Raw genomic sequence first — 19,112 nt, 5'->3', positions numbered from 1 at the left:
GAAACGGTCAGGGGGAGCCGGGCGGGGACTGGCCCCGGGCGCGGGCGGCCGATCGGCCGCTGGCGGTCCCGGCCTGGAACATCGCCATGAACGCCTGCGCGTCCCGGGCCGAGCGGTACGGCGGGGCGGCGGGCAGCGGGGGAGCGGCGTGCTGGGCCGGGCGGTCGGCGCGGTCGCGCCGGTGGCTCCGGCGGGGCAGCGGCGGCGGGGTGTCGCCGGTGCCGGGGGCCCGGCCGGGCGGTGGGGTCTCCACCAGGGGGTGACCGGCGGGAGAGGCCGGTCGGGGGTCGGGGGTGAACGCGCGGTCGTCCGGCCCGAGGGCGGGGACGGTGGGCGGCAGCGGCTCGGTGAGCAGCGCGTTCGGCAGCAGCACGACCACCCGCACCCCGCCGTAGGGCGAGGGCGCGGAGCTGAGGGTGACCCGGAAGCCGTACTGCTCGGCGAGCCGGCCGACCGCGGCCAGGCCCAACTGCGGTACCTCGCCCAGTCGGGAGACCTCCAGGGTGCTGCCCCCGGCGAGCGCGGCGGCGGCCTTGGCGACGGCCTGCTCGGGCATGCCGACGCCGCCGTCGTCGATCTCGATGACGGCGCCGTTGTGCACCGGCATCAGGGTGACGAAGACCTGGGTGCTGGGCGGGGAGTAGCGGGTCGCGTTGTCCAGCAGCTCGGCGATCGCGTGGATCAGCGCCTCGGCGGCGGCGCCGACCACCGCGGTCTCGATCCGGGAGCGGACGACGACCCGCTGGAACGGCAGGATGCGCGACTGGGCGCCGCGCACGACGTCCTCCAGGGTGACCGGTTCCGGCCAGTGCCGTCCGGCCCGCGCACCGCACAGCACGGCCAGGGTCTGGGCCAGTCGGGCCTGTTGGGCGGCCGCGTGGTCGGCCTTGAGCAGGCCCTCCAGCAGGGCCGGATCGTCGTGGGTGCGTTCCATCTCGTCCAGCAGCGCCTGCTGGTCGTGGGCCATCACCAGGATCCGGCGGGCGACGCTGAGGAAGGCCCGCTGGGTGGAGGCGGTGAGCTCCTGCTCCTGCTGGACGGCGGCCTGTTCGGCTCCACGGCGGGAGAGTTCGGTGCCGAGCTGCTCCTGCAGGCGGGCGAGTTCGCGCTGCAGCCGGGCGGAGCGGCGGCGGTGGGTGACGGACACGGCGTGGTAGCGCGCGGCGGCCACGAGGGCGAGGACGGCGAGTACGCCGGTTGCCGTTACGGACCACTGAGTCATCGTCACGCGGCGAATTCTAGGGTGATGATCCTACGAAGGTGTGAACGGATCTCGCCAAGTGACCGGATCTCGTCAATATCGAGTCAATCCGGCCTCAAACCGGACTCGTTCGCCTCCGACCACCCCTTCTGACGGCGCCTCGGAACGGTGTCACCGGGCCGCCCGCGCGACGGCGGCGTCGCGCCTGATGGCCGATTCCCGTCCCGGGATGTGTGGGGCGTGTGTGCGCGGTGTTGCGGAAGGCGTGACGTCCGGTGCAGGAGCGGCGGGGCCTGTCGGCCGGCCGGGTCCTCGGGCGGAGCGCGGACCCCTCGCCGGTGGTCCGCCCCGGCCCCTCGACCGCGGCGGGCCCGGCGGTCCGGAGGCGGCGGCGCGGGGCGGCGCGGGGCGGCGCGGCCGAGGAGCGGACGCCCGCGGGGCGCCGCCCGGCGGGTGGTCGGACCGCCGGGCGGTGTCCGGTTCTCGTCCTCGGCCCGATGCGCTGCCGCGGGAAGTCGGCGGGCCCGACGTCCGGTGCGCGCCTCCCCGGCCGGAGGGCTTGCCGGACGGCTTCCCCAGCCCGGTGGGGCGGCCGGGGCGGCTCGGCTCCTCACGCGGGCCAGGTGCGCAGGCCGGTGGTGAGGGTGGCGATGAGGCGGTCCTGGGTGGTGGTGAGGTCTTCGGCGAGTCGGAAGGCACCGGCGGTGGTGAGCGAGGCGAAGCCGTGCGCGAGGGACCGGACGGTGCGGGCGGCGTGGATCGCTTCGGAGCCGTCCAGGCCGTACTCCCGCAGGACGGCGATGATCACGCCGACGAGCCGGGCGGCCGCCCGGGCCAGGTCGTCGTCGGGCTGCGGGGCCTGGGGGAGGGCGTGGTAGCGGTGCGGGTGCTCGACGGCGTACGCGTGGTAGGCGCGCAGGACGGCTGCGACGGCGTCGTCCCCGCTGCGCCCGACGGCGGCGTCCGCGAGACGGTCGGCCAGTTCCTCGGTGACCCGGACGGCGATCAGCCGCCGGAGTTCGGCGAGACCGCCGCTGACGTGCTTGTACAGCGAGGGGGTGGCGACGCCGGCCCGGGCGGCGACGGCGGCCAGGGTGAGGGCGTCGGCGCCCTGGTCGTCGATGAGGGCGAGGGCGTGGTCGACGACCTGGTCGGGGGTCAGTCCTACGCGGGGCATGGTCGGGTCTCCGTACGGAAGCGGGCGGGGCCGGTCGCTCAGGCGAGGTCGGCGAGGAAGGGCAGCAGGGCGTCCGCGGTGGCCTGCGGGTTGTCGGCCATCGGGTAGTGCCCGGACCCCTCGATCATCGCCTTCCGCGCGCGCAGGGCCGCGACCTGCCGGTCGGCGACGAGTTCCGGCTTCGGGAAGTCGGGGTCCTTGCTGCCCATGACCACGAGGGCGGGGCACCGCACCGCGGCGGTCCAGCCGGTCGGCGCGGAGTCGCCGGTGACGTACCCGCGGGTGGCGGTCTTCCGGCCGGGGGTGCGCAGGGCGGCGACCAGCCCGTCGACGTAGGCGTCGAAGTCGGCGGGCTTGGCACCGGGGAAGGCCATCCGGCGCAGGTAGAAGCCCCAGAAGGCGGGCCAGTGGACGAGTGCCGCGCCCATCAGGCCGAGGACGCCGCGCATCAGGACGCCGGGCTGCGGGTTCTCGACGAAGGCGTCGATCAGGACGATCCCGGCGATCCGCTCGGGCGCGTCCCCGGCGGCCTTGACCACGGTCGCGCCGGTGTACGAGTTGCCGGCGAGGACGGCGCGCCGGATGCCGAGGTGGTCGAGCAGGGCGAGGACGTCACCGGCGATGGCGGCCGGGCCGTAGTCGTCCCAGGTGAGGGAGGAGTCGCCGAAGCCGCGCAGGTCCATGGTGATGACGCGGTGGCCGGCCGCGACGAGCAGCGGGCGCAGGTGCCGGTACGCGGCGCGGCTGTCGAGCATTCCGGGGAGCAGGACGACGGGCGTGCCGTCGCCCTGGCGGGTGTCGTCGAAGGCGATCCGCCCGCCGGGGACGGTCAGGTACTGGGTCTCCGGGGTGATGGTGGCGTTCATGGTGGGCCTCCTCGGTCCGCTGCTGCGGGGCATCGGCGGTACTGCCGATAGCCATAAAGCTAAGGCTAATAGCCTTAGCCGTCAAGCCCTCGGCCGGCGAGAGTCGAAGAGGGGTCGAAGAGGGGGTGGAAGAGGAGGTGGAGAGGGAGGGATCCGGGCCTTCAGGCCCCCTCGACCTTGAACGGGTCGTGCTCGCTGAGCAGCTTCTCCAGCCGGGCCTGGTCGACCCGGCTGACGATCTCGGCGGACTCGTGCCGGTCCCGGACCACCTTCGCCAGGGTGAACGCGGAGGTGACGGTGTAGAGGAGGCCGATCCCCAGGAACGCCCGGGTCCAGCCGCCGACCGGCAGGTAGGCGATCCCGACGGCGAGGGCGACGCCCGACAGGGCGAAGGAGAGGACGGCCTGGACGTAGTACGCGGCCGTGGTGTGGTTCTTCATCGGTGCGCTCATGGCGTCAGGATGCGGCCGCGCGGTCGGGCCGCACATGAGTAGGAGTACTCAGATGGGGTGCTCGTATGAGGTGTCGTTCGTTGACGTCCGATCACCTGCTCCCCGGCCGTCCCGGACGGATGGCTTGGAATCAGGGCGTCCTAGGATTAACGTCTGATAACGCAGCGCGGTCGTCAACGCCGTACCCAGACGGCACCGTGCGCCGTCGCCTAATCCCACCGGCCGGCCTCCGGGCAGGTCAGGGAGCCGGGGAACCACGTTCCCTGGGGTGAATCGGCGGGGCTCCGGCCCGGCCGTAGGAGACCTTCCTGCTCCGAACCCGTCAGCTAACCCGGTAGGCGCGAAGGAAGGAAAGGAGCGCGCCTCCGTGGCGTCGACGCACACCCCGGCACACCCGGCCGGCCCCGCAGCCGGTACCCAGCTACTCGACCACCCCGGTCCGGACGGGCCGGAGTCCCGCGGCCCCGAGTCCTTCGGGCCGGAGTCCTTCGGGCCCGAGGCCGAGACCAACCGCCACCGGATGCCGCGTCAGACGCGCGGAGCCTCCCCGCTGCTCGGTGTCACCGCCGTCGCCGCCACCCTGGGTGCCACCGGCTTCGCCGCGGCCCCTCCGGCCGCCGCCCCCGCCGTCGAGGCCCCGGACGAGAGCCCGGTCGCACTCTCCGCCGACCCCGGTCTGGCGCTCGCCGCCCGGATCCAGCAGCAGGCCGACAGCCAGCGCACCGCCGCCGAGGAGACCGCCCGCGTCCAGGCCGCGCAGGAGGCCGAGGCCAAGGCCGCCGCCAAGGAGGCCGAGGCCAAGCGGGCCGCCGCGGAGGCCGAGGCCAAGCGCGCCGCCGCCCTCACCCTCCCGGTGAAGGACTACCGGCTCTCCGCGCACTACGGCCAGAGCGCCCGCTACTGGGCCAACCTGCACACCGGCCTGGACTTCGCCGCCGACACCGGCACCCCCGTCTACGCGCTCGGCCAGGGCACCATCACCTCGGCCGGCTGGTCCGGCTCGTACGGCTACCGGATCGTCGAGACCCTGCCCGACGGCACCGAGATCTGGTACTGCCACCTCTCCTCGATCATCAAGGGCTCCGGCGGGGTCACCGCCGGCCAGCAGATCGGCAAGGTCGGCGCGACCGGCAACGTCACCGGCCCGCACCTGCACCTGGAGGTCCGCCCGGGCGGCGGCGCCCCGGTCGACCCGGAGCCCTGGCTCCAGCAGCGCGGCCTCACCCCGTAACCACACCCCGAGAAGCCTCGGACGCCCCTGGCCGCCCGAGGCCGCCGGACACCGAGGAGCCCCCGACCGCACGCGGCCGGGGGCTCCTCGCGCCGTCGCGCCGCTCTCACTCCTCCGCGGGCAGCTGCGCCAGGTAGGCGTCGATCTCCTCCGGGCCCGGCTCCGGCGCCAGCTCCGGGAACTCCTCCACCAGCAGCCGCGGCAGCCCCGGCACCGTCCACTCCCCGAACAGGTCGAGCGCCGCGCCGACCGCCGCCTCCTCGAACTGCCCGAAGTCCCCGGCCAGTTCGTCCGGCATCGGCCGCCCGAGCGCGGTCAGCTCGGCCAGGTTGCGGTAGCTGCGCCGCATCAGCCCCTGCTCCAGCAGCCGCCGCGCGCCGTCCGTGGCCATGCCGACCGACAGCACCCGGCCGGGCCCCCAGCCCTGCTCGTCCGGCTCGTCCAGCCAGCCGGCCGCCGCCAGCGCCTCGAACGCGGCGAGCCGCTCCTCCTCCGCGAGACCGCCGAAGCCGGCCAGCCAGTCCCGCACCGCCTCACCGTCCGTGACGTCCACCCCGTGCGCGTGCAGCAGCAGGGCGTACAACCGGGGCCAGGTCACCAGGTCGGCGCGGCGCAGCAGGCCGGCCGCGACCTCGCCCTGCCACTCGGCCTCCGCGTGCAGCCGTTCCTGGCGCTTGGCGTTGAGCCGCCGGGCGGCCCGCTGGTGGTCGACCAGCAGCCGGACGGCGGCGCCGTACGCGAGCGGGTCCGCCTCGGGCGCGGGTTGGACGTACAGGTGGAGCCGCTCGTAGAGCAGGTGCTCCACCGCGTTGGAGGTCAGTTCGGGCCAGCCGTCGTGCATCCTGCCCTCGCCCAGCTCCAGCAGCGCCAGCACCGTGCGCAGCGGCTCCTCGGCCACCGGCGCGCGGCCCTGCTCGGCCGCCCAGGCGAGCAGGTCGGCGGCCCTGGTGCGCGGGGCGAGCCGCAGGTCATCGTCGTTCATAGTCCGAACGGTAGCCGTCGGGGGCGGGTAGGGTCGGCTGCCATGGTCCCCGTACGACTCACCGGCCCCCGCCTGGCCATCCGCGAGTACCACCACACCGAGGGTGACGTGGACGCGCTGCACGCGCTGTTCGGCGACCCGGAGGTGACCCGCCACCTGCCCTTCGCGCCGCACGACCGCGAGACCTGCGCCGACCAGATCGAGCTCTACCTGGAGGAGGCGATGGCCGAGCAACGGGACACCTACCGGCTCGCCGTGACCAGGCTCGCCGACGCGCCGGACCCGCAGGACGCGACCCCGATCGGGCAGGCCTCGCTCACCCTCGACGGGCACCGCGGCGCCGAGCTCGGCTGCGTCCTCGGCCGCGAGTCCCGGGGCCGCGGCTACGCGGGCGAGATCACCCGCCTGCTCTGCGACTTCGCCTTCCGCACCCTGGAGCTGCACCGCGTCGATGCCCGGGTCGCGGTGGGCAACACGGCCTCGGTCACGGTCCTCACCCGGCTCGGGTTCCGGCCGGAGGGGCGGGAGCGGCAGGGCGGATCGGAGGGCGGCGCCGGCGCCGACGGGTACCGCTACGCGCTGCGCGCCGACCAGTGGCCGGGCCCGGCCGGGGGTTAACCCCACCCCCGATCCGCCAGGCCTCCGGATGCCCCCGCCACCCGCCCCCGGAGCAGACTGGACGTCGTCAGGGAACACGAACGAGCGTCAGAACGAGGGGCCGGGGCCGGGACATGAGCAGCAGCCGAAGCACGCGGGACCACGAGTGGGACGTCCTGGGCGGTGACGGTCAGGGCCACCAGCCGCTCCCGACCCGGGCCCACCGGACCGAGCACCCGCCGGCCTTCTGGCAGGCACCGTTCTCCGCTCAGTACTACCGCGAGGTCGGCTACGCGCTCACCGCCCTGCCGGTGGCGATCGCCGGTTTCACCGCCGCGATCACCCTGTTCTGCCTCGGCCTGGGCACCTTCGTCACCGCCCTCGGCCTGCCCGTGCTGGCCGGTCTGACCACGGTGGGCCGCGGCTTCGGCCGGCTGGAGCGGGCCCGGGTGCGCGGCATGCTGGGGCTGGACGTCCCCGGTCCGAAGCCGGTGCGGCAGGTCCGCCCGGGCGGCTGGGGCGCGATCACCGCGCGGCTGGCGGACGGGGCGGGCTGGAAGGCCGCGCTGCACCAGGTGGTGATGTTCCCCTGGGCGGTCTTCAGCTTCGCCATGACGCTGGTGTTCCTGCTGCTCGGCTGGGCGATGGCGCTCTACCCGGTCTACCACTGGGTCTTCCCGACCTACACCTCCTGGCGCGGCTACCGGGTGTTCGACTACACGGACAGCCACCACGTCCAGCACGTCTACTACATCGAGGGCACGTGGCAGATCGCGGCGTTCTCGGCGGCCGGGGTGCTGCTGGTGTTCCTCACCGCGCAGCTGGTCCGCGGCCTGACCAACGTCAACCGGGCCGCCGCCCAGGGCCTGCTCGGCCGCTGAGCCGCCGCCAGGTACCGGCCCCGGCCCCGGACGACGGCCCCGGCCCGGCCCCGGCTCCACCCTCCGCCCCACCCTCCGCCCCGCCCCGCCCCCGTCCGCTCCGGCCTCGGTCGCCCTCCGGGTGCGGGCGGGGCCGGAGCGTGTTCGGATGACCGCGTGTCCGCCACCGGCCTTCCTCCCGTACCCCCGGACGTCCTGGTCACCTCGCGTCCGTTGGACGAGTACTGCGCCCAGTTCGACCTGACCCGGGCCCGGCTCGCGGCCCTGCCCGGCCCGTTGCTGGACTGCCCCGGCGGCGCGGCCGGCCTGGCCGCCGAAGCGGGCGAGCTGGGCTGCCGGGTGATCGCCGCCGACCCGGCGTACGCGCTGCCGCTCCCGCTGGTCGCGGCGGCGGCGCGGTCCGCCCGGGCGGCGATGGCCACCGCGATGGCCGACCGCCCGCACCTGTACCCCTCGTCCCGCCGCGACCGGCCCGACCGCTACCTGCGCAGCTGGGACCGCGCCCGTCGGCTGTTCGCCACCGACTCCGCCGCGCACCCCCAGCGGTACGTCGCCGCCGCGCTGCCCCGACTGCCCTTCGCGGACGGCACCTTCGCCCTCACCCTGAGCGGCTACCTGCTCTTCGCCTACCCCGAAGTGTTCGGCCCCGAGCACCAGTTGGCCGCCCTGGCGGAGCTGGTGCGGGTCACCGCCCCGGACGGCGAGGTGCGCGTCCAGCCGCTGCACGACGGGCGGGGCCGCCGCTGCGGCCACCTCGACCCGTTGCGGTACGCGCTCGGCGAGCGCCGGATCGCCAGCGAGGTGCACCGCTTCCACCGGGCCGGGGACGACCGCGTCCGCCGCGTGCTGGTGCTGCGGGCCGCCGACCGACGCCGCCGGACGGGACCGACCTGCGCGTAGCGGTCACCCTGTAATGGTCACTTCGCCATTTCACTCCTATACTCGCGGCATGGTCCAGTTGACGATCCGGCGTGCCGGGACAGCCGACGCCGAGCGGCTCACCGCGCTCATCCAGGCCTCCCGCGCCTACCGCGGCGCCTACTTCGCGATGATCGACGGCTACCGGGTGAGGCCCGACTACCTCGCCTGGCACGAGGTGCGGATGGCCGTGGACGACGCCGACGACCGCCTGCTCGGCTTCTACGCGCTGATCCGCGAACCGGCCGAATTGGACCTGATGTTCGTCGCCGACGAGGCCCAGGGGCTGGGCATCGGACGGCAGTTGATCACGGACATGCTCGACCGCGCGCGGGCGGCCGGGATCGCCGCGGTCAAGGTCGTGTCGCACCCGCCCGCGGAACGCTTCTACCTGCGGATGGGCGCCGTCCGCACCGGTACCCGGCCGCCGCAGCCCAGGACCCCGTGGGAGCAGCCGGAACTGCGCTTCACCGTCTAGGAACCGGCCTCGGAGCTCACGATGGGCGCGGCGGGCGCGGAGGCCTCGGAGCCGGCGGTGGGCGCGACCGGAGTGGAGGGCACCGCGGCCGACTGCGCCGGCACGAACGCCGGCACCTGCAGCCGGGAGAGGATCTTCTCCGCCAGCCAGCTGCGGTCCGAGCCGTACGGGATGCCCCGCGGATCGACCAGCTGCCCCGCCACCGCGTCCCGCAGCCGCTGCGCCCCGGCGACCGGCAGCCGGGAGAGCAGCCCCCGGGCCGCCAGCAGCGCGTGGTACTGCTCGAAGCCCGAGCGCGGGCGCTCGATCGCGTCCAGCACGCTCGCCAGGTCGGCCAGCGCGGGATCGCCCTGCATCAGCGCGAGCGCCTGGATCCGCCGGCCCTCGGAGCCGTCCGCGAAGAGGGCCCGCACCTGGTCGGCGGTCAGCGCCGAGCGCCGGGCGGTCGACCGGACCTCGGCCACCACGCCCTCCGGCCCGGAGGGTGAGCCCGAAGCGGGCGGCAGCTGCGCGGCCAGCGCGGCGGGGTGCTCCGCGCTGCCGCCCAGCAGGCCGAGCTGCTGCATCGCGCGGACCCGCAGGTCGTCCGCGCCGACTTTGTCGCCGTGCCGGTCACGGTCCTGTCCCGCGAGGAAGAGGTCCAGCGCCCGGTCGGCGTCGTTCAGCGCCCGGGGCAGCGCGAGCCTGGTCACCAGCCAGCCCGCGAGGAAGCCGAAGACCAGGAAGTACAGCGCCAGCGCGGCCGCGAAGGGCACTGCGGCCTCGCCCCCGCCGAGCGTCGGCGCCAGCGCCGTCCCGAGGCCGTGCAGCCGCTCGCCGAGCGAGCCGAGCTGGGTCAGCCCGACGCCCAGCAGCACCTTGGTCAGCCAGTCCGAGACCTGCTCCAGGTTGGTGTTGGGCGCGTACGAGCCCTGCGGCTCGTCCGAGCCGCCGCGCACCCGGGGCACTCCGAACAGGAAGCCGAGCCCGCCGCCGAGCGCCGTCGAGGCCCCGGCCACCACCAGGCCGCCGCCGAGCGCCTGCCAGGCCCGGTCCCGGTCGAGCGCGAACAGCAGCAGTCCGATCAAGCCCGTCCCGGCCAGTACGCCGGCGACGCCCCGCTGCGCCGTGCGCAGCGTCGAACCGCCGCCCGGCCGTCGCGTCCTCGCCATCGCCCACCCCCTGTGCCCGTGCCGCTCCGCTCCGGAACCCGCGCCGACTCTAGCGCCGCGGTGCCGCCCCGCACGCGCGGACGGCCCCGGGAACGCGGACGGCCCCGGAAACGCAGACGACCCGCGGGCTGCTCCTCCGCGCCGGCCCGTGCACTGGCCAGGCGCCGAGGCACCGGGGATGTACCGGTGAGCCCGCGGGCCGGGTGACTGCTGTGGATTTCGCCTGCCGGAGGCCGCCAAGGGCCTCACCCTGCGCAGGCAGGGGCGGCTCTAGCGAGCAGCCACCTCACGCATCCTGATGGAACTCAATTCAGGATCACCTCCTTTCAGTGTGACGCCACCATAGGCAGCCCACCGGCGGGAGGGCAACGGATTTATCCGGCCCCGCTCGGGCGGTCTCCCACCGGCTCGTTCACCCGGTGGTCGAGACGTCGGCAGACCTCGGGACCGCCCGCCGTCACCGGTCCGTGCCGGAACGGTGCTCCGCGGGTGCCCGGGAACGCGAAAGGCCCGGAGGACGAATCCTCCGGGCCTTTCGGCTACTGAGTAGCGGGGACAGGATTTGAACCTGCGACCTCTGGGTTATGAGCCCAGCGAGCTACCGAGCTGCTCCACCCCGCGTCGGTGAACACAACAATACGTGGAAGTCGCCGAGAAGGGAAATCGCGTTTCCCGGGGGCCCCGGGCCGCTCCCCAGGCGGGCCGGCGACGGCCTCAGGCCGTGCCCCCGGCGGGCCGTCTGGCGGCGCGGGGCGCGTGCCGGGCCGAGCGGGCCCTCGCCCAGGCCGCGAAGCAGACCAGCGCGACGAAGCAGGGCACCATCAGCACCCCGTACACCACCAGGAAGCCGTCCGTGCCGAGGTCGGCCGCGGCGTTCCAGGTGCCGTGCAGCACCATCGCCAGCAGCAGCCCGGCCGGCGCCGCCAGCCGGGCCAGCCAGCGCCGACCGGTGGTCAGGGCGACGGCCAGGCCGATCCCGGTGAGCGCGGTGAACAGCGGGTGGGCGAACGGGGAGAGCAGGGCGCGCAGCACGAAGGTCTGCACGGTGCTGTCGAAGTCGCGCAGGCTGGGCGGGTCGCCGAGGCCGATGCTGTCCAGCCGCTGCCGCTGGTCGCTGGTGAAGGCCCGGCCCAGGTAGAGGGCGTTCTCGGTGAAGGCGAAGCCGCACGCGGTCATCCCGCCGAGCACCACCCCGGCGGCCAGGGTGCGCGGTCGGGACCGGCGGTGCGGGGCCCCGCCGGCCGGTGGGGCGGGGGAGAAGTAGGGCAGCGGCCGCAGGTAGGGGCGCAGCCGCAGCCGGCCGCGGGCGTGCGGCCCGGCCGGGCGGCGCTGGTACGGGCGGGGGCGCCGGGGCGCGGGTGACCGGCGCAGCAGCGGCGCGCAGGGGCGACCGGTGCGGCGGCCGTGGCAGCGCAGCCGCCGGCCGAGGGGCAGCAGCAGCACCAGCAGGGCGGTGGCCTTGGCGCTCTCCTCGATCACCGGGGTGGCGATCCCGGCGCCGAGCAGTTCGCCGAGCCGGCCCTGGTGCCTGGTCAGGTAGCTGGCCGTCCAGTTGTTGGCGAGGATGGCGACGCTGGTGGCGGCGCAGGCGCCCCAGCCGAGGCAGAACACGGTGTGCCGCAGCGGCACCCGGGCGGTGAGGTTGAGCCAGGCCAGGCCGCCGAGCACGAAGGGCAGCGGGACCATCGCGAGGCCCAGGCCGACCAGCAGTCCGACGGTGCCGGTCTGCCGCTGGACCAGGCGCAGGATCAGCACCCCGCAGCCGGCCATGGTCAGGACGGCGGTCGCGGTGACCGAGGAGAGCGCCACCGAACGCCGGCGCCCTGGCGGAGCGACGGGGGAGACCCGGGCGACCGGAGCGGCGGCGGGGGCGGCCCGGGGTGGCGCCGACGGCCCTCCCGGACGGGGCAGCAGACGGTGGATCCGGCGCCTCCGGGGCCCCGGGATGGTCCGGGTGTCTCCGGTGCGCGGGACCGTCTCCGGTGCGTCGGCGGCGACCTGAGCCGCCGTCCGAACAGTCGTCCGAACGGCCGGCCGGGGCCCGCCGCCGGACGGGCTGCCCATGCGGCACAGGGTAGGCCACGGCAGCCGCCCGCCGGGAGGACTCGGGACGAACCGGCCGTCCGGGAGCGGCCCGTACGGCCCGGGGCGCGGCCGCCGTTCGAACGGCGGCCGATGGGTCAGCGGCGGCGGAACAGCAGGTCGTGGACCACGTGGCCCTTGGCGATCCCGGCCCGTTCGAACTTGGTGACCGGACGCCACTCCGGTCGTGGCGCGTAGCCGGGGATGCTGCCGTCCGGGTGGTCCGCCGGCTCCAGCCAGCCGGTGCCGTCCCCCTCGGGGTGCAGGTTCTCCAGCTCCGGGGAGGCGGACAGCACCTCCAGCATCTGCTCCGCGTACGGCTCCCAGTCGGTGGCGCAGTGCACCAGGGCGCCGGGGGCGAGCCGGGGCAGCACCAGGTCGAGGAAGGCGGGCTGGACCAGCCGGCGCTTGTGGTGCTTCGGCTTGGGCCACGGGTCGGCGAAGTACACCCGCAGCCCGGCCAGGGAGGCGTCCGGGAGCATGTCGCGCAGCAGGATCACCGCGTCGCCGGCGGCCGTCCGCACGTTGGTGCAGCCGTCGCGCTCCAGCAGGCCGAGCAGGTTGCCGTGGCCCGGGGTGTGCACGTCGGCGGCGAGGATGCCCATGGCCGGGTCGGCGGCGGCCATGGCGGCGGTGGTCTCGCCCATGCCGAAGCCGATCTCCAGGGTCACCGGCAGGCCGCCGAACAGCTCCTCCAGGTCGAGCGGGGTGCCGTCGATGGGGATGCCGTACTTCTCCCAGCTCCGGTCCAGCGCGCTCGCCTGGGCGTTGGTCATCCGGCCCCGGCGCGGCTGGAAGCTGCGGATGCGACGCTCCCGGTGCTGGGCCTCGGTGGCCTTGTGCGGGTACATCGGCGCGGGGTAGGCGGCCGGCGCGGCGGACAGCCGGGCGGACGGCGAAGGCGGGGGGATCGGGGCGGTGGCAGTCACAATCACCCGAGTCTACGGGGCCGCGCGGGGCGTCCGCCGGGGTGTGTGACGGGGCTCATCCGGGCTCCCGCCGGGGGGACGGTCCGCCTGCGGGGCCCGGCTCGCTCAGCCGCCCGCCTCCAGCGCGGCCAGGGCCCGGCGGGCCACCTCGCGGCCGATCGGCAGCGAGGCCGTCGCGGCTGGAGAGGGGGCGTTCAGCACGTGCACGGTGCGGCGGGGTGAGCGCGGGTCCGCCGGGTCGAAGCCGGCGAAGGCGAAGTCGTCCAGCAGAGAGCCGTCCCGGGCGACCGCCTGGGCCCGCACCCCGGCGGCGGTCGGCACCAGGTCGGCTTCGGTCACGGCGGGCAGCAGGCGCCGGACGGCGGCGGTGAACGCCCGCTTGGACAGCGACCGGTGCAACTCGCCCACCTCGTACCGCCAGTGCCGTCGCAGGATCCGCCAGGTGCCGGGGAAGGCCAGCGTGTCCGCCAGGTCGCGCGGGCGCACGGTGCGCCAGTCGTACCCCTCCCGGGCCAGCGCGGGCACCGCGTTCGGGCCCACGTGGACGTCCCCGTGGACGCCCCGGGTGAGGTGCACGCCGAGGAAGGGGAAGGCGGGGTCGGGCACCGGGTAGACCAGGCCCCGCACCAAGTCCCGCCGCCCCTCGGCCAGTTCGTAGTACTCGCCGCGGAACGGCACGATCCGCACCCCGGTCCCGTCCCCGGCCAGCCGGGCGATCCGGTCGCTGTGCAGCCCGGCGCAGTTCACCAGCACCCGGCACCGGAGCTCCCCGGCGGTGGTGCCGACGGTCACGCCGTCCCGGCGGCGCGCCACCGTCCGCACCTCGCTGCCGGGCCGCAGCTCGGCCCCGGCCGCCCGGGCCAGCCGCGCGTAGGCGGCGGCGACGGCCGGGAAGTCGCAGATGCCGGTGGTGCCGACGTGCAGCCCGGCCAGCCCGGTCACCTCCGGCTCGTACCGGGCGATCCCGGCCCGGTCCAGCTCGGTCACCGGGATCCCGTTCGCCCGCCCGCGCTCGGCCAGCGCCGCCAGCCGCGGCAGTTCGGCGGCACCGGTGGCCACGATCAGCTTCCCGGTCACCTCGTACGGGAGGCCGTGCTCGCGGCAGAACGCCACCAGTTCGGCGGCACCCGCGACGGCGAACCGGGCCTTGTACGAGCCGGGGCGGTAGTAGACGCCGCTGTGGATCACCCCGCTGTTGCGCCCGGTCTGGTGCGCCGCGAGTTCGGCCTCCTTCTCCAGCACCGCGACCCGCAGCCCCGGCCGCGTCCGGGTCAGCGCGTACGCCGTGGCCAGCCCGACGATCCCGCCGCCCACCACCAGCACGTCGACCTCGTCCGCCACCGCCCGCTCCTCGCCCACCGGCCGCCCCCGCCACCGCCGATGCTGCCACGGGCACCCGGGCCGGTCGAGACCACAGCGCCCGGGGCCGGGCCCCCGGCGCCGAAGGTGAACGGCCGGGAAAGCGCCACCCCCGTGGGCCCCTCCCCGACCGCTCACCAGCTCTCACACGCCGACCCCTCGGCCGGCGCGCGGTTCGTCGGCCTCCCACGGCGCGGGGCGCTCCGCAGCGCCGGTACCCGGTTCCCCGTGCGGTGTCGGCGCCGCTCGCCCCGGCCGCTTCCGGCTCTGCGACGGCGCGGTCCCCCGACCGTGGCCGTCGCAGCTGCCGGGGTGTTCGGGGTGCCGGCCCCGGCCTCCCGCCGTGTCGGTACCGCGCCCGAGCCCCCCGGCCGTCCCCCCGGACCGCTGCCCTCGCGGTGGCCGGGCCGCCTGTTCGCCCTGCCTCCCCCGGCAGGGTGGCTTCCCCGGCCGGGCCGGGGAAGCCGGGGCCTGCGCCCCTACTCCTCCCAGGGCCAGTGGGCGTTCGCCCCGGCTTCCAGGAGGGGGATGAGGCGGAAGGCCGCGTCGCTCAGCCCGCCGAAGGTGTGGCGGTGGGCGCCGCCGCTGGGGGCGTGGGCCGTGGCGTAGCCGGCCAGGTTCCAGGTGTAGACGGGGACCCGCGCCGGGACGGCGGCGAGCGGGTCGCCGCCCCGGTGGTTCGGGCCGGTCTGCTCGTCGGTGACGATCACCACCCGGTCGTGGCCGCGGTAGTGGGTGCGGACGGCCTCGGCGGTGTTGGTGCCGCCGAGGTTGGAGAAACGGTCCAGCACCCGGAGCACCGCCTCGCCGCGGCCGACCTGGATCACCCGGCTGGTGGTGCCGAACTCGACCAGGTCCGCCCGGGCGGCGCGGACCTTCAGCGCGGTGCCGAAGATCGCCGCCGAGTCCGCCCGGTTGAGCTCGGTCGGGCCGTCGGCGCGACCGAACATCGAGCCGGAGCGGTCCACCAGGATCAGCGTGCGGCCGGGCAGCTCCGGCACGTTGGCCAACGAGTGCCCGAGCGCCGTCTCCAGCGCGTGCCCCCAGCGCAGCGAGGGCGCGTGCCGGTGCGCGGACAGGTAGCGGAACGGGAACTGGCGCGAGCGCCGCACCTCGCCCTTGTCGGAGATCCGCCGGGCGACCTCGGCCGCGACCGCGTCCGACACTCCGGCCTTGTCGAAGTTGCGCAGGTTCCGCACCAGGGCCATCGGCCCCATCGACGGGATGACCGCCTCCCAGACCGGTGCGTCCAGCGGGCCCTGCAGCCAGCCGGCCAGTGCCTCCCAGGTGAGCCCGGCGGCCGCCAGCCGCTCGGCGCCGTCCTCGGCGGTCACCGCGGCCCGGCGCTGTTCGACGGGCAGCGCGAGCAGTGCGCGGTTGGCGGTCAGCAGCCGGTCGGACGCGGGCGGGACGGCCTCCTCCGGCCGGTGCCGGCGGTCCAGCGCGTACGCGAACAGCGCACCCTGCCAAGGCTTTTCCGGGTCGGGCGAGGGGTGCGTCAGCTCGATCACGTCGCCGAAGCGGTAGCCCTTGCCCGCGGTGTCGTACTTGAGCAGCGAGCGGGCGTCGTAGAGGCGGCGGACGGCGTCCGCGACACCGCGCTTGAGCGGCTTGGGCAGCGCCCGGCCGTAGCGCGAGGTCCAGTAGGCGAGCAGTTCGCCGGGCTCGTCGGCGCGCCGCAGCACTGCCGCGACGGCCTGCCGGGAGTGCCCGTGGGCGCCCGCGTCCAGCCGGGCTCGGGTGAACTCGGCCGCTCCGACCAGGGCGGCCGTGCGCATGTGGGCGTCGTGGCGCAGCCAGCGCAGCAGCCCGAGAGTCCATTCCGGCTCGGCGACGGCGAGTTCGCGCACCAGCGCGGTGTACCGGTCGTCCCGGTCGCCGCCGCGCTCGTAGCAGGTGTCCTTGCCGACCATGTTGGCCACGGCGAGCAGGTAGAGCTCGGACTTGCGGTCCCGGACGTGGCCGGTGCCGCCGTTGTGGTTCCGGGTGAGCTGCCCGGTCGTGGTCACCGGCGAACTCGGACCCGCCGTGGCCCTGCGGGCGTTGAACCTGGACATGCGACAGCCCCCCTCGGCCTGTTGGTGTCAGTGGGAGGGAGGCATGCCGCTGCAGGGGTGCCCGAGATCGTGCCGGCCGTGGGACGGCCGACGTCGGCGGAGGTGTATGCCTTGTGCTCTACCCGATTGAGCTAGCGGCCGCGCTCGCGCGCGGCACGCCCGGGAATCGAACCCGGAACCGCAAGATCCGAAGTAACCCCCGCCTGCGCACCGGGCACTCCGAAGCGCACTGCCTCCCGAGATCAAGGATTCGGCTGCGGTGTAGGTGCTTCACCGCGCCCCGTGGGGGCACTCCACAGAAGTAACCGCTGCCGTCGCACCGGGAGGTGCGGAAAGAACTATTCACGTGTGGGTGTCCAGAGGTCGAAGGCGGCTGAGGTGACGAAGCCGCTCTGGCCGCTGAGCTACACCGGTCTGACACCGGTGGCGGGATTCGAACCCGCGACCTGCCCATGTGGAAGTGGAAGTAACCTCTGCCTGCGCACCTGGACGAGAGAGACCATAGCCAGGCCACTCTCGCGGGCGCACCCCATTTACCGCCGGGACGGCCCGTCAGGAGGCGCCGCCAGGAGACGTCGTGGGGACACCGCCCGGCCGACCCTCCGGATCACGCCGGGGCGACGATCACCGCCCGGGCCCGCTCGGTCAGTTCCCGGACCCTGCGCTCGCCCTGGAACGGCTCCAGCCGCCGCAGCATCTCCACCACGTACTCCCGGCTGCGCTGCGAGGAGATCCGGCCGGCCACCTCGACGGCGCGCTCGCCGGCGGCGACCGCGGCGTCCAGGTTGCCCGCCTCGGCCTCGGCCATCGCCGAGACCACCAGCCGCAGGCCGTGCGAGCGGACGAAGCCCTCGGTGGGCTTGGCCAGCGCCTCGCGGGTGAACTGCCGGACCTTGGAGGGAACTCCGAGGTCGCGGAAGCACTCGGCGGCGTCGGCGGCGAGGCGGTCGTAGGCGTAGAAGTCGATCCACGCCGGATCGGGATCCCCGGCGCGCGCCCGTTCGAGTGCGCTCTCCGCCGCCCCGAGCGCCGTCGCACACGCCGCCGCATTGCGGGCCTTGGCCTGGGCCCGCGCCTCCACCAGGTGGAAGAAGCTCATGGTGCGGGCCGTGGCCAGGCTCCGGTTGCGCTCCAGGGCGGCCTGCGCGAGGTCGACCGCCTCCTCGGCGAAGCCCCGGTAGCCGGCCTGCAGGCTCATCGAGGCCAGCACGTAGCCGCCGAGCGGGACGTCGGCGGCGGCCCGGGCGAGCCGCAGCGCCTGGATGTAGTACCGCTGGGCGGCCTCGTGCTGCCCGGTGTCGAAGGCCATCCAGCCGGCGAGCCTGGTCAGTTCGGCGGTCGCGCCGAACAGCGCCCGGCCGACCGCGTCGCTGTACGAGGCCAGCAGCAGCGGCGCCGCCTCCACCCGCAGGCACTCCGGCACCATCGACGAACGCCAGTCCCCGCCGCCGTACTTGGAGTCCCAGCGGCGGGCCTCCTGGGCGGCCTCGCGGAGCTTGGCGGCGTCGGAGTGGCCGACCCGGTAGGAGGACGTGTCGCTGGGGGAGCGCGGCACCTCGCGGGCCACCGAGCCGTCCGCCGGGGTGATCAGCCAGCGGGACACCGGCGTCGCGTACGCGGCGACCGAGAAGGTGCCGGCCAGGCTGTCGCTCCACCGGCCGCCGCCGGGGCCCCGGCGCAGGTCGAGGTCCACCCGCCACAGATCGGTGGCGGAGCGGACGGCCTCGGCGACGTCGCGCGGGAAGGCCAGGCCGAGTTCGGGCGCCGGGTCGGTGTCGCCCAGGCCGATCTCCTCCAGCGGGACGGGCCGGCCGAGCTTGCCGCCGATCGCGGTGGCGATCAGGTGCGGGACGGGCCCCTGGGGGACCATGCCCTTGCTGACCCAGCGGGCCACCGAGGTCTTGTCGTACCGCAGGGTCAGCCCGCGCTGGGCACCGAGGTCGTTGACCCGGCGGGCCAGTCCGGCGTTGCTGATCTGGGCGAGGGTCAGGAGCGTGCCGAGCCGTTCGTTCGGTCCTCGTGGGCTGACGGTCATGGTGGCGGCGGCACCTCCTGGCGGCCTTGTGCGCGGGGCCCGGGCGGCACCGGGCCGTAGCTGCTGTACCTAGAGTAGTCGGACGCGTTCCGACGGTTAAGAGGTCGCATTCCGGATGGCGGGATCGCGCACTCGGGCACGCGGCACGCGGGTTGGTCCGGACCACTCGGATCCGGCCGACCGCGCCGCGCGCCGGAGCGCCGTGCTCCGGTCCCGTGTTCACGTGCGCCCGGCCGTGCCCCCTGGCCCGACCGGCTGGTCGGCGATTCGCTGGTGGTCGTGGGTCGGCCCGCCGTCGAGGACCCGGCGGGCCGGGGGAAGCCGTCGCCTCAATCCCCGCGGGCGGCGGTCACGTCCGGGAGGGCATGCGGATGCCCTCCCGGGCCGGGCGACGCCTTTCGGCCATCTCGCGATGCCCATGCCAAAGGCGGCCCACCGGGCGGTCCGGGCCAGGGAGGGGGAGGCCCGGCCCGCCCGATTCCCTCCGCCCGCCCGCCCGATCCCCACCGCCCACCCCGCGGCGAGCCCGCCACCGAAGCGGAACCCGCGACACCGGCCACAGCGGCGCCCCGCGGTGGCACGATGTCTCCTGACGGCGCGCCGAGTTGCGGGGGCACGTCCGGACACGCGCGGGACGCCACGGCACATCCCACCGGCCGCCGTTCCGGGCGGCGAACGCGCCGCCCTGGAGCAGGTCCTCGTCCGGTGGAGGCGCG

16 protein-coding genes, 1 tRNA gene and 1 riboswitch are annotated in these 19,112 nt (G+C 75.5%); of the genes, 5 read left to right on the top strand and 12 right to left on the bottom strand.

Features of this window, described 5'->3' with window-relative positions:
* Positions 1–7 precede the first annotated feature (7 nt).
* The 4 genes from ACZ6Y7_RS00125 to ACZ6Y7_RS00110 all read right to left on the bottom strand — a co-directional run bounded on the left by ACZ6Y7_RS00125 (position 8) and on the right by ACZ6Y7_RS00110 (position 3,696).
* Complete coding sequence (locus ACZ6Y7_RS00125; protein WP_465756450.1) at positions 8–1,222, bottom strand: ATP-binding protein; 1,215 nt, start codon at positions 1,220–1,222, stop codon at positions 8–10.
* A gap of 589 nt (positions 1,223–1,811) precedes the next feature.
* Positions 1,812–2,378, bottom strand: coding sequence for a TetR/AcrR family transcriptional regulator (locus ACZ6Y7_RS00120; RefSeq protein ID WP_465755607.1), 567 nt, complete (start codon positions 2,376–2,378; stop codon positions 1,812–1,814).
* A gap of 38 nt (positions 2,379–2,416) precedes the next feature.
* A complete protein-coding gene (locus tag ACZ6Y7_RS00115) occupies positions 2,417–3,244 on the bottom strand; it encodes an alpha/beta fold hydrolase (protein ID WP_465755606.1) in 828 nt (275 codons plus the stop codon).
* Positions 3,245–3,405: 161 nt separating this feature from the next.
* Positions 3,406–3,696, bottom strand: coding sequence for a YiaA/YiaB family inner membrane protein (locus tag ACZ6Y7_RS00110; RefSeq protein WP_465755605.1), 291 nt, complete (start codon positions 3,694–3,696; stop codon positions 3,406–3,408).
* A 196-nt stretch (positions 3,697–3,892) separates the two neighbouring features.
* Positions 3,893–4,051: riboswitch (cyclic di-AMP (ydaO/yuaA leader) on the top strand.
* A 12-nt stretch (positions 4,052–4,063) separates the two neighbouring features.
* On the opposite strand from ACZ6Y7_RS00110, the gene ACZ6Y7_RS00105 reads away from it, so the two are divergent.
* Entirely contained in the window at positions 4,064–4,927 is an 864-nt protein-coding gene (locus ACZ6Y7_RS00105; protein WP_465755604.1) for a M23 family metallopeptidase, read from the top strand.
* A 106-nt stretch (positions 4,928–5,033) separates the two neighbouring features.
* Here the strand turns inward: ACZ6Y7_RS00105 and ACZ6Y7_RS00100 are convergent, their stop codons facing one another.
* A complete protein-coding gene (locus ACZ6Y7_RS00100; RefSeq protein WP_465755603.1) occupies positions 5,034–5,909 on the bottom strand; it encodes a hypothetical protein in 876 nt (291 codons plus the stop codon).
* A 42-nt stretch (positions 5,910–5,951) separates the two neighbouring features.
* On the opposite strand from ACZ6Y7_RS00100, the gene ACZ6Y7_RS00095 reads away from it, so the two are divergent.
* The 4 genes from ACZ6Y7_RS00095 (at position 5,952) to ACZ6Y7_RS00080 (ending at position 8,783) form a co-directional block, all read left to right on the top strand.
* The gene (locus tag ACZ6Y7_RS00095; protein ID WP_465755602.1) at positions 5,952–6,527 is read left to right on the top strand and encodes a GNAT family N-acetyltransferase; all 576 of its coding nucleotides are present in this window, start codon (positions 5,952–5,954) and stop codon (positions 6,525–6,527) included.
* 113 nt (positions 6,528–6,640) lie between these two features.
* Complete coding sequence (locus tag ACZ6Y7_RS00090) at positions 6,641–7,387, top strand: sensor domain-containing protein (protein WP_465755601.1); 747 nt, start codon at positions 6,641–6,643, stop codon at positions 7,385–7,387.
* A gap of 156 nt (positions 7,388–7,543) precedes the next feature.
* Entirely contained in the window at positions 7,544–8,287 is a 744-nt protein-coding gene (locus tag ACZ6Y7_RS00085) for a class I SAM-dependent methyltransferase (RefSeq protein WP_465755600.1), read from the top strand.
* A 49-nt stretch (positions 8,288–8,336) separates the two neighbouring features.
* Positions 8,337–8,783 carry a GNAT family N-acetyltransferase gene (locus ACZ6Y7_RS00080; protein WP_465755599.1) on the top strand — a complete coding sequence of 149 codons (447 nt, stop codon included), beginning with the start codon at positions 8,337–8,339 and terminating at the stop codon, positions 8,781–8,783.
* Here ACZ6Y7_RS00080 and ACZ6Y7_RS00075 read toward each other — a convergent pair.
* From ACZ6Y7_RS00075 to ACZ6Y7_RS00045, 7 genes are all read right to left on the bottom strand, one after another.
* Entirely contained in the window at positions 8,780–9,934 is a 1,155-nt protein-coding gene (locus tag ACZ6Y7_RS00075; RefSeq protein ID WP_465755598.1) for a hypothetical protein, read from the bottom strand. The two genes, ACZ6Y7_RS00080 and ACZ6Y7_RS00075, sit on opposite strands and share 4 nt — an antisense overlap.
* A gap of 547 nt (positions 9,935–10,481) precedes the next feature.
* Positions 10,482–10,555, bottom strand: a tRNA-Met gene (locus ACZ6Y7_RS00070).
* Positions 10,556–10,648: 93 nt separating this feature from the next.
* Entirely contained in the window at positions 10,649–11,743 is a 1,095-nt protein-coding gene (locus ACZ6Y7_RS00065) for a PrsW family intramembrane metalloprotease (RefSeq protein WP_465755597.1), read from the bottom strand.
* Positions 11,744–12,114: 371 nt separating this feature from the next.
* The gene (trmB, locus tag ACZ6Y7_RS00060; protein ID WP_465755596.1) at positions 12,115–12,945 is read right to left on the bottom strand and encodes a tRNA (guanosine(46)-N7)-methyltransferase TrmB; all 831 of its coding nucleotides are present in this window, start codon (positions 12,943–12,945) and stop codon (positions 12,115–12,117) included.
* Positions 12,946–13,050: 105 nt separating this feature from the next.
* Complete coding sequence (lhgO, locus tag ACZ6Y7_RS00055) at positions 13,051–14,286, bottom strand: L-2-hydroxyglutarate oxidase (RefSeq protein ID WP_465755595.1); 1,236 nt, start codon at positions 14,284–14,286, stop codon at positions 13,051–13,053.
* 497 nt (positions 14,287–14,783) lie between these two features.
* Complete coding sequence (locus ACZ6Y7_RS00050; RefSeq protein ID WP_465755594.1) at positions 14,784–16,361, bottom strand: TROVE domain-containing protein; 1,578 nt, start codon at positions 16,359–16,361, stop codon at positions 14,784–14,786.
* Positions 16,362–16,968: 607 nt separating this feature from the next.
* Positions 16,969–18,396: an MFS transporter gene (locus ACZ6Y7_RS00045; RefSeq protein WP_465755593.1), complete on the bottom strand. Its 1,428-nt coding sequence runs from the start codon at positions 18,394–18,396 to the stop codon at positions 16,969–16,971.
* Positions 18,397–19,112: the final 716 nt, after the last annotated feature.

It is taken from the genome of Kitasatospora sp. NPDC053308, from assembly GCF_055585785.1.
Note: the sequence above shows the minus strand (reverse complement) of the source record. Positions and strands in the feature narration are given on the sequence as shown.